General features: G+C 52.0%; 11 protein-coding genes. All 11 read left to right on the forward strand.

The features are described from left to right. The first annotated feature begins 609 nt into the window (after positions 1-609). The 11 genes from QZQ29_RS02710 (at position 610) to QZQ29_RS02760 (ending at position 15544) form a co-directional block, all read left to right on the forward strand. A complete protein-coding gene (locus QZQ29_RS02710; protein ID WP_296959340.1) occupies positions 610-1923 on the forward strand; it encodes a replication-associated recombination protein A in 1314 nt (437 codons plus the stop codon). Between the two features lie 12 nt (positions 1924-1935). Then, positions 1936-4488 carry a DNA translocase FtsK gene (locus QZQ29_RS02715; RefSeq protein WP_296959282.1) on the forward strand — a complete coding sequence of 851 codons (2553 nt, stop codon included), beginning with the start codon at positions 1936-1938 and terminating at the stop codon, positions 4486-4488. A 174-nt stretch (positions 4489-4662) separates the two neighbouring features. Next, positions 4663-5700 carry an extracellular solute-binding protein gene (locus tag QZQ29_RS02720; protein WP_296959284.1) on the forward strand — a complete coding sequence of 346 codons (1038 nt, stop codon included), beginning with the start codon at positions 4663-4665 and terminating at the stop codon, positions 5698-5700. Next, positions 5697-7037 (forward strand): 30S ribosomal protein S12 methylthiotransferase RimO, encoded by a 1341-nt coding sequence (gene rimO, locus QZQ29_RS02725; RefSeq protein WP_296959287.1) that lies wholly within the window; start codon positions 5697-5699, stop codon positions 7035-7037. The genes QZQ29_RS02720 and rimO overlap by 4 nt, the downstream gene beginning before the upstream one ends. A gap of 15 nt (positions 7038-7052) precedes the next feature. Further along, a complete protein-coding gene (locus QZQ29_RS02730; protein WP_296959290.1) occupies positions 7053-8309 on the forward strand; it encodes a competence/damage-inducible protein A in 1257 nt (418 codons plus the stop codon). An 837-nt stretch (positions 8310-9146) separates the two neighbouring features. Continuing rightward, positions 9147-10205: a recombinase RecA gene (gene recA, locus QZQ29_RS02735; protein WP_296959295.1), complete on the forward strand. Its 1059-nt coding sequence runs from the start codon at positions 9147-9149 to the stop codon at positions 10203-10205. Next, positions 10171-10650 (forward strand): regulatory protein RecX, encoded by a 480-nt coding sequence (locus tag QZQ29_RS02740; RefSeq protein ID WP_296959298.1) that lies wholly within the window; start codon positions 10171-10173, stop codon positions 10648-10650. The genes recA and QZQ29_RS02740 overlap by 35 nt, the downstream gene beginning before the upstream one ends. 245 nt (positions 10651-10895) lie before the next feature. After that, positions 10896-11423, forward strand: coding sequence for a CtsR family transcriptional regulator (locus QZQ29_RS02745; RefSeq protein ID WP_296959301.1), 528 nt, complete (start codon positions 10896-10898; stop codon positions 11421-11423). A 3-nt stretch (positions 11424-11426) separates the two neighbouring features. After that, on the forward strand, positions 11427-11963 hold the full coding sequence (locus QZQ29_RS02750; protein WP_296959304.1) for a UvrB/UvrC motif-containing protein: 537 nt from the start codon (positions 11427-11429) through the stop codon (positions 11961-11963). Then, complete coding sequence (locus QZQ29_RS02755) at positions 11960-13015, forward strand: hypothetical protein (RefSeq protein ID WP_296959306.1); 1056 nt, start codon at positions 11960-11962, stop codon at positions 13013-13015. Before QZQ29_RS02750 ends, QZQ29_RS02755 begins: the two co-directional genes overlap by 4 nt. Before the next feature lie 108 nt (positions 13016-13123). After that, positions 13124-15544 (forward strand): ATP-dependent Clp protease ATP-binding subunit, encoded by a 2421-nt coding sequence (locus QZQ29_RS02760; protein WP_296959309.1) that lies wholly within the window; start codon positions 13124-13126, stop codon positions 15542-15544. Positions 15545-16551: the final 1007 nt, after the last annotated feature.

The following is a 16551-nucleotide window of genomic DNA, read 5'->3' on the forward strand; positions in this document are numbered from 1 at the left end:
ATGACGAGTAGGGCGGGAAGGAAATCCCGTAACGCAGTCTGACGTCTGATTTCTGACTTCTATCGTCTAATCCACGCTGTTCCTCCCTCGCCTACGGCGACACCCGCTGGCCGGGCTTTAAGGTGTTCGCTTTATGTGCAGGCTATGCTCACACAAGAGCCCGGCTCAGAAATGTTGCAGGATTTCTGCCTAAGTAAGGAGGCTTTTGCTTTTCGTCATGCAGCGCTGGAGACACAAGCGTAAATCCCGTAACGCTGACTATATACTCATCGCTCGCAGGGCGATACCACAACCCTCAGCGGCGAAGCCGCTGTCAAACTTAAGAACCCTCCGGCCGAAGGCCGGTCAAACTTCAGAACCTTTTTCCGCCCTTCTGCACCCTCTGAACCTTTTCCACGCCCCCGAGCGTCAGCGAACACAACCCTTCTACACAACCCGCCGCCGCAGGCGGCCATAACCTCCAGCCCCGCAGGGGCTGGCCACCACCCCCCTCTGAACCCTCACACCGCAGGCGTGTCAATAGCGGCCCCATGGAAAATCTGTTTGATTTTTCTTCCCATCCATGGGATAATATAGGGGAAACATTTGTATTTGAGCGAGGCACTGATGATGGACTCTTTATTTGACTATGATAATGGCAGACCTGTTTCCTATGCCCCCCTGGCGGACCGCATGCGGCCGGAGAGGCTGGAGGATATTCTGGGGCAGGAGGGGGCTGTGGGGAGAAATTCCTTTCTTTACCGTATGATTGAGAAGGATACCATTCCTTCCATCCTTCTTTTCGGACCTCCCGGCTGCGGGAAGACCACTATTGCTTCTGTCATCGCGAAGATGACACACAGCCGTTTTGTGAAGCTCAATGCCACGGCCAGCGGCACGAAGGATATCCGGGATGTGGTTTCTCATGCGAAGGAGGAGCTTTCCTATTATCGAAGAAGGACCATTGTGTTTATCGACGAAATCCATCGTTTCAACAAGGGACAGCAGGACCTGCTTCTGCCTTATGTGGAAGACGGTACCATTATCCTCATCGGCGCCACTACGGAGAATCCTTATTTCGAAATCAACCGCCCCCTTCTGTCCAGGGTGCGGCTTATCCACCTCCAAGCACTGTCGGAGGATGCGGAAATGGCTATCCTCCGCCGGGCACTTACGGATACAGAGAAGGGCCTTGGAAACTACGGCTACCAGGCGTCGGATGATGTATTGAAAATGATTGCTTCCTATGCCTCCGGCGACATCCGCATGGCCCTGAATCTTCTGGAGCAGGCGTCGTCCCTTCTTCCCATGAAAGGGACTTTGACGGCGAAAGAAATTAAAGAGGTTGCGGGAGACCATGCATCCGTATATGATAAGAACAGCGATTATCATTATGATATTGTGTCCGCTTTTATTAAAAGCATGCGGGGAAGCGACCCCGATGCAGCCCTTCATTATCTGGCCCGCATGATTGACGGGGGAGAGAAGACATCCTTTATTTCCCGGCGCATTATGATCTGCGCCGCTGAAGATGTGGGTCTAGCGGACCCACGGGCCCTTTCGGTGGCAGTGGCGGCAGCCCAGGCATCGGAAATGGTGGGGCTGCCGGAAGCGAGAATTCCTCTGGCTGAAGCGGTGCTTTACATCTGTCTGGCGCCGAAGAGCAACAGCGCCGTCATGGGTATTGACAATGCGTTGAAAGAAGTGAAGACGAGGTCGGACTGGTCCATTCCCGATTACCTGAGGGACGCCCATTACAGCGGCGCCCATGAAATGGGTCACGGAAACGGCTACCTTTATCCCCATGATTTCGGAGGCTGGGTGGACCAGCAGTATCTTCCCAGAGAGCTTACTGGCCACGTGTACTACAGGCCGGTTAAAAACGGAGAGGAAGCTCCCATTTCTCGGAAATGGGAAGAGCGGAGAAATAAAAAACAGGAGTGAGTTATTGTCGGTATGAAGAAAAAGACCACTTCCGCCAGACGGCGGGCCAATGATGGATCTAAAAATTATGAAATATCAGGAATCGTTATCTTCTGCTTCGGCATTTTTGCCTTTATCAGCCTTTTCGGCCTCTTTGGCGGAGGAACGGGTCTAATGGGAAAATGGGTGAGCGACGGCATCCATTTCCTCTTCGGCCTGGGGGCGCCGGCAGCGGCGCTGTTCCTGGTTCTTTTTGGTGCCCGGTATGCCCTGGCGTCCCGGGGTATTTCCATGAGCCGTCGGAATGTGCTTCTGGCGCTTTTATTCGTTCTTTTCCTCTGCCTGGTGCATCATTACTATGTGCCTTTAGGAAGGGAAATGGAAATTTCATCCATTCTTTCCTACGGCGGTATCATCGGCGGGGGACTGACCTCTTTTTTCCATCTTATTCTTGGTGAAATCGGAACCACCATCCTTCTTCTGGCACTGATGGTGGTGGATATTCTTCTTCTCACCCACTGGTCTCTGTCCAAAGGGGCGGAAAAGGTGGGGACCAGGGCCCAGAAAATCAGCGCGAAAACCGGGGAAAAGCTGGGCGGTGTGGCCCAGAAAATCCGGGACAAGAAGGCGGCCATGGATGCCGCCCGTTCCGCTGCCCGGCTGGAGGTGCTGAAGGATAAGCCTACGGAATTTATTTTTAAGAAGAAAAAGAAGGAAGAACGGGATGAAGAAATTCCGGAAGAGGCTCTTCCGGAAGAAAATGAACAGCCCGAAGAGGTACCGGTAGAAGAGCATGAAGAAATAACGCCGGAAGAAGCGGCCGAAAATGAAATTTCCGAAGATTTGACCGGCCAGGCGCAAGAACCGGCAGAAACAGAGCCGTCGGAAGACATGGAAGCGCCCCCTTCTCCGCCCCTTCCTGAAACGGAAGAGCCGGAAGAAGAAGTCCCGGAACAGCATGAAGAAGAAATGGCAGAAGAACCGGAAGAAGCGGCAGAGGAACATACAGAAGAAGCCATGCCTGCTGCGCCTGCCGGAGAACCGGCTCATCCTTCCCGCCCTCCCATGACCGGCATTGTGAAGAAGGAATACAAATTTCCTCCGCTTTCTCTGCTCCATACGGACAGCGCTAAAGGGGAAAGCCAGAGCGACGTGGCTAAAAATGCGTCTATTATCGAATCCACTTTAAAGAGCTTCGGCGTCATGGCCAAGGTTATCCATGCCAGCGTGGGCCCCACGGTGACGAGGTTTGAACTTCGGCCGGAAGTGGGAGTAAGGGTGAGCAAGATTGAAGGCCTTTCCAACGAACTGGCCATGGCCCTGGCCGCCACCCACATCCGCATTGAAGCGCCTATCCCCGGCAAGTCGGCGGTGGGCATTGAAATTCCTAACTCCAAATCCGCCTCCGTGCCTTTAAGGGATGTGCTTGACAGCAGTGAATTCAAAAATGGCAAAGGCCACATCCTGGTGGCCCTGGGCAAGGATATTACAGGGAAGCCGGTGGTGACGGACCTGGCAAAAATGCCTCATCTTCTCATTGCCGGTTCCACGGGCTCCGGCAAATCGGTGTGCATTAACTCCATCATTACAAGTATCATTTACCACAGCCGTCCGGAGGATGTGAAGCTCATGCTCATCGACCCGAAGGTGGTGGAACTGTCCGTGTACAACGGCATTCCCCACCTCAGGACGGAAGTGATTACCAATATGAAGAAGGCCGAAGGCGCACTCAACTGGGCGGTCCGTGAAATGGAAGCCCGCTACCAGCTCTTTGCCGGCGCCAAGGTGAGAAATATTGAAGGATATAACAAGCAGAATCCCGACAAGAAAATGCCCTATATCCTGATCATTGTCGATGAATTTGCGGACCTCATGAACGTGGCGGCCAAGGAAGTGGAAGTGCTCATCCAGCGCCTTACTCAGAAAGCCCGGGCCGCCGGCATTCACCTCATCCTGGCTACCCAGCGGCCATCGGCCGATGTGATTACGGGGGTTATCAAATCCAACATTCCCAGCCGCATTGCCTTCATGGTGGAATCGGCCCTGAACTCCCGCATCATCCTTGACGAAGGAGGGGCGGAAACCCTTCTGGGCAAGGGGGACATGCTTTTCAAGCAGGCCGGTGCTTTGACCACCGTCCGCATCCAGGGCGCCTTTATTTCCGACGAGGAAGTGGAGGCCGTGGTGGATTATGTAAGAAAAGAATGTCTGGAACAGGAAAAGGTGCCTGTGAAATATGAACCCATTGACCTGTCGGTACCGGAAAAGAATGATGGGGGACAGGCAGAGGAGGAAGAAGAGCAGGACGACCTTCTGGAAGAAGCGGCGGAATGGGTGCTTGATACGAAAAGAGCCTCCGTGTCCGCCCTGCAGCGCCGTTTCCGCATCGGCTACACCAGGGCGGGAAGGCTCATGGACTCCATGGAACGCCTTGGCATCGTAGGCCCTGCGGAAGGGGCAAAACCCAGGGATATCCTAATGGATAAAGTCAAGGCCCAGGACCTCTTCGAACAGCTGAAAAACGGAGCCCCTGCGGAGCCGCCAAAAGAAGAGACCGGGGAAGCAGGCAGCGGAAGTGCCATCTGAATGGCATGGGGCTGAACGCACCGCCAGCCGTCAGCCGCCAGCCACTAGCTCACCAGCTCACCAGCCCACTAGCCCACTAGCCCACTAGTCCACTAGCCCACTCATCCCCTAACTCACCGGCTTCCCTGTCATTTCGACGAGAACTTATGATATAATTCTGCAAGAGGTGGCTTTATGAAACGACTGGCTTCTGTTTTTCTATTTTTATTGATGGCAGCCCTTGCATTCTTAGGTATTCTCCGTTATGCCCGGGAGCAGGCGAAGGCGGAGAAAATGCATCCCTCCGAGTATGTGACGGTGTATACGGATATGCCCAGCGGCATGCTGGAGGCCTTTGGCGACGACTTCTTCCATGACAGCGGACTGAAGATGAATGTGGTGTACCTGTCCAAGTCCCAGATCCAGAGCAGGCAGAACACGAGCGACGTGGCTCCGGCGGATTTATACATTACTTCCCAGGATTCCCTGATGAAGATGAAAAGGGAAAATATGCTTGTTCCCTATGCCTCGGCCCAGACGGACACGGCCCTTAACCTTTTTAAAGATGAAGAGTGCTACTGGACCGGCCTTTGGGTGGATCCGGTGGTGTTTGCGGTGAACGAGGACTATGCCAGAAAGCACCCTGCCTTTTCCTACACATGGAATGAGGTGCTTACCAGAAATTCCCTTCGCCTTTCCATGACCGATTTCATTGCTGCCGACATGGCGGAGGACCTTCTCATGTGCATGGCGGAGCATTTCGGCATTGGGGAAACCTTTTCCCTCTTGGGAAAGGCCCAAAACCATATCGTGCAGTACGGGAAATATCTGTCCACCCCTTCCCGCATGGCGGGCATGGGAAAGTGTGATATCGGTATTTCCGGCTTGAACGAGGCCATCCGCAGCCGTCAGGAAAAGCTGCCTGTGGTCATCATGTATCCGGAGGACGGGTCTCCCTGGTATCTTTTTGGCGCCGGCATTTCATCGGATGCCGCCTATCCGGAAAGGGCGGAGAAGCTTTTGAACTGGCTTCTCACTTCCTCCGAATACAAAGCAAAAATGGAAGAAAACCAGTATTTTTATATATATGTGAATGATTTCAATATGAAACCGGACAGCGCCGGTCATTCGCTGGACTTCTGGAATCTGGAAAAATTATATTTCGATGAAGGAAGAAAGGATCTCCTCACACAGTGGGGCGAGAAGATACGTTTTGGAGGTACGAACAGTTGAAGAAGAAACTCGGATTTGTAAGCCTGGGATGTTCCAAGAACCTGGTGGACACGGAAATGATGGTAGGCATTATGGAAAAGGCAGGCTACGAGCTGACTGAAGATTTATCGGAAGCCCAGGTCATCATTATCAATACCTGCACCTTTATCGACCCGGCCAAGGAAGAATCGGTTCAGACCATTCTGGAGGCGGCGGAATACAAGAAGACCGGAAAATGCGAAAAGCTGGTGGCCGCCGGCTGCCTGACCCAGCAGTACAAGCAGGCTCTGGGGAAAGAAATCCCGGAAATCGACGTATTCATTGGCACCGACTCCTGGCAGCACATTCTGGATGCGGTGAATGAATCCTACGAAAAGGATGAAAAGGTATACAGCTTTGACACCAATCCCTGCGCCAATGAGGAACTCATTCCGCGGCAGACGCTGACACCGAAGTATTCCGCCTATGTGAAAATCGCCGAAGGCTGCAGCAACGGCTGCACTTTCTGCTACATTCCCTATGTGAGAGGCCCCATGCACAGCCGCCCCATCCCTTCCATTGTCCATGAAGTGAGAAGGCTCGCTGCCGAAGGCACCAGGGAATTCAATCTCATTGCCCAGGACCTTTCCTGCTACGGCAGGGATTTAAAGGACGGTACCACTTTGGCCGCCCTTCTTCGGGAACTGGTGAAGATTGATGGGGTGAAATGGATCCGCCTGTTCTACCTCTATCCCACCTATTTCGACGATGAACTGCTGGACGTGATTCTTTCGGAAGATAAAATCTGCAAGTACGTGGACATTCCTCTCCAGCATATCAGCGATTCTGTGCTCTCGCGCATGCACAGAAGGGATTCCTCCGAAAGCATCAGGACCCTTCTCCACAAACTCCGCGCCGCTTCTCCCCGCATGACCATCCGCACCACTCTCATGGTGGGATTCCCGGGGGAAACGGAGGACGATTTCAAAGAACTCTGCGATTTCATCAAAGAAGTCCGTTTTGACGATATGGGAGCCTTCAAATTCTCTCCCCAGGACGGTACCCCCGCAGCCCGTATGATGGACCAGATTCCGGAAGAGGTGAAAGAAAACCGGTACCATGAGCTCATGGCTATTCAGGCCGGTATTTCCGAAGAAAATAATGAAAACCTTATCGGTGTGGAAACAGAGGCGCTGGTGGAGGAAATGGTGGACGATGGCGAAGGCCATATGCAGGCCAAGGGCCGCACCGCCTTCCAGGCGCCGGAAGTGGACGGCAGTGTGTATATCGACAATCCGGGAGATGTAAAGCTCGGTGATTTTGTAAAGGTCAAAATCGTAGACGGCTATGCCTATGACCTCATTGCGGAAAGAATTTAATTTCCGGGGCAATGTATGATTACTGAAATTATTACCACCGGCTCCGAGCTCCTTCTGGGAGAAATCGCCAATGAAAATGCCAAGTGGCTGGCATCCTTCCTGAATGAACACGGCTATACCGTGGCCTACATGACGGTGGTGGGGGATAACCCGGCCCGCATGGAAGAAACCTTTCGCCATGCCCTTTCCCGGGCGGACCTTGTCATCACCTCCGGCGGCCTTGGCTCCACGCTGGGCGACATTACGAAAAAGGCAGGGGCCAGGGTCATGGACCTTCCCTACGTCCGCGTGGAGGAAGAGTCGGAGCGGCTCAAGAAATATTACGAAGAAAAGCACCGGCCCTACCTTCCTTCCCTGGACCGGCAGGCCTGGTTTGCCAAGGGGGCCCATCTGTTTTTCAACGAAGCAGGCTCCGCCAGCGGGTCCGCCGTGGAAAAGGGCGGCAAAATCCTTATCCACCTTCCGGGACCTCCCTTTGAAATGAAAACCATGATGAGAAACCATGTGATGCCCTGGCTCACTGAAAAACTGGGATCACAGGGCATTATTCGTTCCCTCGTCCTGTCCGCCGTCCATATGACGGAGGCGGAAATCGAAGAGAAAATAGGAGACCTTCTCAGGGCTCAGTCCAATCCCACCATTGCCCTTCTGGCAAGGCCGGGCTATGTAGCTGTCCGCGTCACCGCCAAGGGAATGGATGAAAAGGAAGCCATGGAACTCATCGAAAAGACGGCAGGGGAAATTGAAAAGCGGATGACCGTTTCCAGGTACCATCTGGAAGGGGACGTGCTGAATGACCTTCACCATTTCCTCCTGAAAACCGGCCTTACCGTGAGTGCGGCGGAATCCTGCACCGGCGGCCTTATCGGAAAATTCCTGACCGACAACCCCGGCAGCTCTTCCTATTTCAAGGGAAGCGCTGTAACCTACTGGAACGAAGCAAAGGAAAAGGTGCTTTCCGTAAAAAAGGAAGACCTGGATCAATTCACCGCTGTGAGTGCTCCGGTGGCCGAAGAGATGGCAGAGGGTTCCCGCGCCCTCTACGGAAGCGACATAGCCGTTTCCACCACCGGCTACGCCGGCCCCGGCAAAGGAGAAAGGGGAGAAGACGAAGGCTTGGTATACATCGGCCTCTCCGGTCCCCTGGGCACGGAAGTGCACAAAGAACAGTTCTTCGGATCCCGGAGGAGCGTCCGCTACGGCGCCGCAGAAAAAGCGCTGTACTACCTCCTGCAGTACGGGAAGAGGATGAAATCCGGTAAGAACGGCTAGCTGTTTTCGCATATACGTTCCAATAAAATAACGATAAGCTGCGTGCCCATATGTCATCTCGAGCGGGGCTGCCTGTCGGCATGAGAATAAATGTCTCTGTATTCCATTGAAACTCTGAGTCGAGAGATCTCCTGTTCCAATGTGGCATGCACCATTTCAGAGTGAGATTTCCCGACTCCTCTTCACCGGCTTCATGAACCGGCGGCATCATACCGGCGCTGTCCTCCGCTCGAAATGACATTGGGGCGGGAAAGCGTTTGCGCAGTTTAGTTCCTTGCGAATGACGATAAGCCGCCTGCCCATATGTCATCTCGAGCGGGGCTGCCTGTCGGTATGAGAATAAATGTCTCTGTATTCCATTGAAACTCTGAGTCAAGAGATCTCCTGTTCCAATGTGGCATGTACCATTTCGGAGTGAGATTTCTCGACTTCTCTTCACCGGCTTCATGAACCGTCAGCATCATAGCGCCGCGGTCCTTCGCTCGAAATGACAGTGCGGCAGATGGCATTTGTGTGATTTGTTTTTTGAAATGACAGCAGAAGTCTGATGTCTATCGTCTAATCATCTGACCTCTCAGTTCTATTTCCCTCTTTGCACCGTATATAGTAAAATAAGAATAAAGATATTAAGTTAAGGAAGCACTGATTAATTCATAGAGTCTGCTTTTATAAGAATTTTTATGCACTGCTTCGTCATGGGACTCCTTAAATAGCTCGCTATTCTCGTCATCCCATTCCTCGCATTGCATAAAAATTCTAGAATAAAAGCAGACAACGATTTAATCAGCGCTTCCTTAAGAAGGAAGGTTTCCTTCCCATTTTATAAGGAGGATTTCCATGGCAAACCAAAATGAATTAAGCCCAGAAAAGAAGAAGGCCCTTGAAAGTGCCATGCACCAGATTACGAAAGAATTCGGACAGGGCTCTATCATGCGCCTGGGGGATATGGGGGACAAGCTGGATATCGATGTGATTCCCACCGGTTCCCTGGCCCTTGATATTGCGGTCGGTGTAGGCGGATACCCCAGAGGCAGGGTCATTGAAATCTACGGCCCCGAATCTTCCGGTAAGACCACCCTGGCCCTCCATGCCATTGCGGAAGCCCAGAAACTGGGCGGCGTGGCTGCCTTTATCGATGCGGAACATGCCCTGGATCCCATGTATGCCCACCATCTGGGGGTAGACACGAAGGACCTTCTCATTTCCCAGCCGGACAGCGGCGAACAGGCCCTTTCCATCTGTGAGTCCCTGGTACGGAGCGGCGCTGTGGATATTGTGGTTATCGACTCCGTGGCAGCCCTGGTTCCGAAGCAGGAAATCGAAGGGGATATCAGCGACCAGTCCGTAGGCCTGCAGGCCCGGCTCATGAGCAAAGCCCTCCGAAAGCTCACCGGCATTATCAGCAAGTCCAGAACCATTGTCATTTTCATCAACCAGATCCGCGAAAAGGTGGGCGTCATGTTCGGTAATCCCGAAACCACCACCGGCGGCAGGGCTCTTAAATTCTACGCTTCCATGCGTATTGAAATCAGAAGGGCCGAAGCCATTAAGAGCGGCACCGAGGTTATCGGCAACAGGACAAGGGCCAAGGTGGTGAAGAACAAGGTGGCACCGCCTTTCAAGGTGGCTGAATTTGATATTATGTACGGCGAAGGCATTTCCAAGGAAGGCACTCTCCTGGATATTGCGGTGAACATGGATATTATCCAGAAGAGCGGCGCCTGGTATTCCTACAAAGGAAACCGCATCAGCCAGGGCAGGGAGGCTGCCAAGACCTATCTCAAGGAACATCCCGATGTGGCTGATGAAATCGACAAGATTATCCGCGACACCCTGGTAGTTGAACCGGATCACTTCGAAGATGGCGTATTATCAGAACAGGACGCAGAAAACTGAGAGGAGCTGCTACGAAGCAGCTCTCCATCTCCTGAAGTACCGGGGCCAGAGTGAAATGGAAATGCGCCGGAAGCTGAAGGAACGAAGCTACGGGGAGAAGGATATCGAGGACACTCTGGGAAAGCTGAAGCATTACGGTTATGTGGACGATGAAAGTCTGGCGGAGGATGTGTTTCGAGCCTTCCGCAGCCGCCGCTGCTATGGTAATTCTTACATCCTTCAGAAAATGAAGGCCCGGGGCCTTCCGTGCCCTTACCGCATTTCGGAGGAAGAAGAAAAGGATAATGCCTTCCATGTCCTGCAAAGCAGGGCCAAAGTGATGCCTTCCATTTTGAAAAATTACAGGAGAGCCGCGGCCTTTCTTCTGCGAAGAGGATTTCCCTCATCAATTATCCATTCCACTCTTTCCGAAGCAGGAGTGGAAGATGAGCCCCTTGATTGGTAAAAGTCAAAAAGAAAAGTCAAAATAGAAATAAAAAAAGTCCTTTTTCCATGATGGAGAAAGGACTTTTCTGTTGTATAAATAAGAATACAGTTCTCAAATAAACCGATAATAGCAGGAAAATTCAGATTTATTCACAAGGAAAAAGAAAAGTAAAAATTTTTCATTTAACCTATTGACCATTTGACATTAATGAGGTACAATAGATTCGAAAGTTGAGAGAGCTAAAGGAAAGTGGTGAGTGTCAAATGAATAATACCATGTTATCAGACAGGATTGAAAAGTTTATCCTGGAAATGCTTGATAAAGAAACAAATGACCAGGTACTTCTTAAAAGGAAGGATGTGGCTGATTTATTAGAATGTGCCCCCTCCCAGGTAACCTACGTCATTAATACCCGGTTTTCTTCTGATGACCGATTTGTGGTGGAGTCCAGAAGAGGGAGCGGGGGATACATTAAGATTTCTCTCAGAAGCCAGAACCCACCGCCTAGGCGGGCACCGGCTTCATCGACCACTTCATCTGCACCAAACCGCGAGGAAAAAAGCAGCGGAAAGAGCAGCCCCAAAGAAAATCCAAACAGCATAGAAGCTATTGAAAATGGATTGGACGGCTATTACCGCATGCTTGTGGATTATGATATTATTTCCAATCAGGAATATCGACTGATTTATGCAATGACCCATACCATGCTGGAGTATTGTCCTGAAAGCCACCGCAGGGAGGCTGCCAAGACCATGATTCACCGCATTGAATGGGCCCTGAAAGGAGAATGAACTATGCTTTGTGATCGCTGTCATGGAAGAGAAGCAGTTGTCCATGTGACACAGATCGTCAATGGACATAGAACAGAAAAACATCTGTGCAGAGAATGCGCAGCCAAGGAAAACCTGGTGAGTCACTCCATGGATTTCTTTGGTCATGATTTATTCAGAAACAGTTTTGATACCTTCTTCAACGATGGTTTCATGAATTCCCTGTTCCGTCCGGCAAGAACAGCCATTGAAAATCTGTCCTGCCCGGAATGCGGGAAAACCTACGATGATTTTAAGAAAGACGGTCTTCTGGGCTGCCCGGGATGCTACGAAGCCTTCCGCGAAAAACTTCGTCCCGCCTTCCAGCATATGCAGGGCGCCCACCGCTACAATGGCGATGAGCCGAAGAAGGCGGAAGTAAAGGAAGAATCGCCAAAGCTCACAGAGCTTAGAAATAAGCTGTCCAAGCTGGTGGCCGATGAAAACTATGAAGAGGCAGCCAAAGTGCGGGATGAAATCCATAAACTGGAAGAGGAAGGGAAAGGAGGCACATCCAAATGACCCTCCAGGAAATATTAGAAAATGAGCTTCCCCGGTGGGCTCAGATATCCAAAGATGATCCGGTCATCTTCACCAGGCTTTCCCTTTTCAGAAATATGAAGAGCACCCGGTTCCCCTCCATGCTTGATGGCACCCGGAAGGCCGAGACGGCGGGAAAGCTGGACGAAGCAGTGAGATATATCAATAATCACGGCTTCGGACCCTTCATCCCCTACGGCATGGAATCCCTGAATGATGAAGAAAAGGATGTGCTTTCAGAAAAGGGGTTTCTGCCGGAAGGGGAGGAACTGCTGGATGAAAACAGCCGGCTTTACCTGAACGAAGACGGAAGCCTGGCCATCAGAACCAACGTCCATGATCATCTGGCTTTCCTGGGATTTTCCGGCGGCAATACAGTGTTCAGCCTCTGGAAAAGAACGGCCCGGCTGGCAGACGAAGCGTCGGATATTCTGGACTATGCCTTTGATCGGGAATTCGGATATCTCACGGCATCGCCCCAGTTCACGGGATCCGGGATGAAAATGGTGTCTCTCCTGTTCCTGCCGGGTTTTGCCCTTCATGACAGAATCGGAAGCCTTTCCGAATTTTTGGAACTGCGGGGGTTCCACCTGGCACCGGCAGCCGGAAAGGCCGATGACCGTCTGCCTTTCTATCTGCTGGAAAACACCAGGTCCCTGGGTATCAGGGAAGTGGACTACGTTTCAGAGCTTGATAAGATTCTTCAGGAAATTACGGAAGAAGAGAAAAAGCTCTGGAAAGATACCTTCCAAAGCTCGGAGGAAGAACTTCGAGACCGCATCTGGCGGGCCCTGGGCCTTCTTAAATATGCAAGGCGCATGAGCCGTAAGGAAGCCCTCTACCTTGCAGGCCTTATCCGCATGGGCATTAATGCCGACATGATTCCCGATGAGGACGGCCTCACATTCTATCGTCTCTATTCCCTTATTCCGGACAGCCAGGTGGCACTCATCAGCCATACCGCGCCGGAGGACCAAGGAAATATGGAGAAGTGGAGATCCGCCCTCATGAGGGATGTACTGAAGAACCTGTAATCCGGTTTCAAGATTTCAAAAATTACGCTGGTTTCCCAGCTTTATCGCATAGATTTTTTTATCGTATATACAATGATTCAAAAACTCTGAAGAAAAGGAGGAGTTATTATGGAAGATAGATTTACTGACGGCGTGAAAAACGCCTGGAAATTCGCCGCTTCCGAAGCCGCGAAACTGGGCAGCGACTACATCGGCACGGAACATCTTCTTCTGGGTATTGCCCATGAAAAAGACAGCGCCGGCGGCAAGATTTTAAATTCCCTGGGCGTCACCGTGGAAGCAGTGGAAGAGCTGCTTTCCCAGTACAGCCAGGGCCGGTCCCTTTTCAGCACCGGTGAAGTGTATGCTGCACCCCGTACCAAGAGGGTGCTGGAGATGGCAGTGGAAGAAGCCAATGAACTGGGTAATTCCTATGTAGGTACGGAACACCTGCTTTTGGCCATTCTCCACGAAGGCGGCGGCCTGGCTGTTCGTATTCTGGAAAGCTTTGATGTGAACCAGGACAAACTGCAGAAGGTCTTTGAAAAAGTGCTGTCCGAAGACAACAGCAAGTCTGATAAATCCGCTAACCTGGGCGACCTGGATGGCTTTGCTGTAGATCTCAACGAAAAAGCCAAACAGGGCAAGATCGATCCGGTTATCGGCAGAAACGATGAAATCAACCGGGTTATCCAGATTCTGTCCCGCCGCAACAAGAACAACCCTGTCCTTATCGGTGAACCGGGCGTTGGTAAAACTGCCATTGCCGAAGGACTGGCTCAGCGCATTGTGAATAACGATGTACCGGAAATCCTCAAAAATTGTCATATCATTTCCCTTAACATGTCTTCCGTAGTGGCAGGCACCAAGTACAGAGGCGAATTTGAGGAAAGACTGAAAAAAGTCATTGATGAAGTGAAGAAACATAAAGACTGGATCCTCTTCGTCGATGAACTGCACACCCTGGTAGGCGCAGGTTCCAGCGAAGGTTCCATGGATGCAGCCAACATTATGAAACCGGCTCTGGCAAGAGGGGAACTGCGCTGCATTGGTGCTACCACTTTGAAGGAGTACAAGAAATACATTGAAAAGGATGCCGCCCTGGAACGTCGTTTCCAGCCGGTGAAGGTCGGCGAACCGACGCCGAAGGATACCCTGGAAATCCTGAAGGGCCTCCGCGACCGTTACGAAGCCTTCCATAAAGCAAAAATTACTGACGAAGCACTGAAAGCGGCAGTGGACCTCTCCGGACGCTACATTACCGACCGTTTCCAGCCGGATAAAGCCATCGACGTCATCGATGAAGCGGCTGCCAAAGTCCGTATGGAAGCATCTTCTACTCCGGAAGGACTGAAGAAGAAAGAAGAAGAACTGGAATCGGTGAACAAAGAAAAGGAAGCTGCCGTTTCTTCCCAGGACTTTGAAAAAGCAGCCATTTACCGGGACCAGGCAAAGAAACTGCAGACTGAAATCGATGCCCTGAAGAAAGACTGGAAGGGCGGAGACCATGACCATTTGACCGTTACCGAAGAGGACGTGGCAGAAGTGGTATCCAAATGGACAGGCGTTCCTGTGCAGAACCTGAAGAAGAGCGACTCCGAACGGCTGCTGCACCTGGAAGACGAACTCCATAAGAGAGTCATCGGCCAGGACGAAGCGGTCCACGCAGTGGCCACCGCTATCCGCCGTGCAAGGGCCGGCATGAAGGACCCGAAGCGTCCAATCGGCTCCTTCCTCTTCCTGGGCACCACCGGCGTAGGCAAGACCGAACTGGCAAGGGCACTGGCAGAGTGTATGTTTGGCAGTGAAAAGAATATGATCCGCTTCGACATGTCCGAATACATGGAGAAACACGAAGTCTCCCGTCTTGTCGGTGCGCCTCCAGGATATGTGGGCTACGAAGAAGGGGGTCAGCTCACCGATGCGGTGCGCCGCAACCCCTACAGCGTCATCCTCTTCGATGAAGTGGAAAAAGCGCACATGGACTTCTTCAACATTCTCCTGCAGGTTCTTGACGACGGCCGGCTGACCGATGGCCAGGGCAGGACCGTGGATTTCACCAACTGCGTCATCATCATGACCAGCAACCTGGGGTCCAATTTCCTTAAAGGTCATATGGGCAAGAAACTGGGCTTCTCTTCCGGCGAAAAAGAAGAAAAAGAAGAATCCTTCGAAGATATCAGAAAGATGATTATGGACGAAGTGAAACGGACCTTCCGTCCTGAATTCATCAACAGAATCGATGAAATCATCGTATTCCATCCTCTCACTCCGGAAAACCTCTCTGAAATCGTGGACCTCATGCTGAAGAAAGTGGCCGGCAAACTGGAACACTTCCATGTCACCCTGGACGTTTCCGACGAAGCCAAGAAGGTTATCATCGCTGACGGTACCGATGTGGAATACGGTGCCCGTCCGCTGAAGAGGACCATCCAGAAGGAAATGGAAGATCCCATCTCCGAACTCATCCTGCAGGATGGACTGAAAGACAAGAAAGTCCTCCACGTGGGCAAGGATGAAAACGGCAAACTCACCTTCAAGGCGGAATAATCGCTTTCATAGGATGTAGTATAATGGAGCTGTGCATAACGCATGGCTCCATTTTTTTTGAGGCAAAGACGGAGGCCGCCCTGCGGCCGAGGGAGCACTGTGTCGTATTCCCGCAGGGGTCTGCGGCTTTAGGGACACGCCCTGGCGGGCGTAAGGGTTCAGAAGGTTCAGAAGGTTCAGAGGGTGAAGGTGGGCGCCTGCGGCGCCAGTATGAATAAAACCTTTACAACCGGGCTTCGCCCGGGGAAAACAGGCAAACCGCCCTTACGGGCGTGGGAAAAGCGCACCCCCTTTGGTGGCTGGCGCCACCACCTTTCCCCCTCTTCGAGGGGGCACTATGGGTGCTCAGCAATGTGCCACATGACACTATGGGAAAACATAGAGAGGCCTATTCTGCCCCCTGCATAGGGGGAAGTCCGGCGAAGCCGGATAGGGGGTGGCGAACGCAGTGAGCCAATTAGCAGAATCTTATTCATCGCATATGAAGCCAAGGAAAAGCATAGAGCAGCCTTCCCGCCGAATTGGTATTTAGCACCGATTACCGCAAACTCTCCACTCACCGAGATTCTTCGCTGACGCTCAGAATGACGCGTAGGGCGGGAAGGTAAGTACGTAACGTTAGGCTCCTTTCTCAGAAAGGAGCTGCCCGATAGGGCTGAGGATAGGTCCGAAAGAACTGACGCCCCTATCCTCCGTCGCCTAACGGCGACACCCCCTTCCTGGGGAAGGGGGCTTTTGCTCTCAGTCATGCGGCCTTGGTGACACAAGAGGAAATCCCGTAACGCTGACTTCATACTCATCGCCGAAGGCGATACCTTCCCCTCTGAACCCTCTGAACCCTCTGAACCCTCTGAACCTTCTGAACCTGGGTCGCTTCGCGGCCCCTGGTCGATACCACAACCCTCAGCCCGAAGGGCTGTCAAACCTTAGAATCCTCCGGCCAAAGGCCGGTTAAACTTCAGAAACTTTCACGCCACAGGGCTTTTTATTCATTTGCATCTATTTAG

The organism is uncultured Dialister sp., assembly GCF_900538805.1.
Taxonomy (GTDB): Bacteria; Bacillota; Negativicutes; order Veillonellales; family Dialisteraceae; genus Dialister.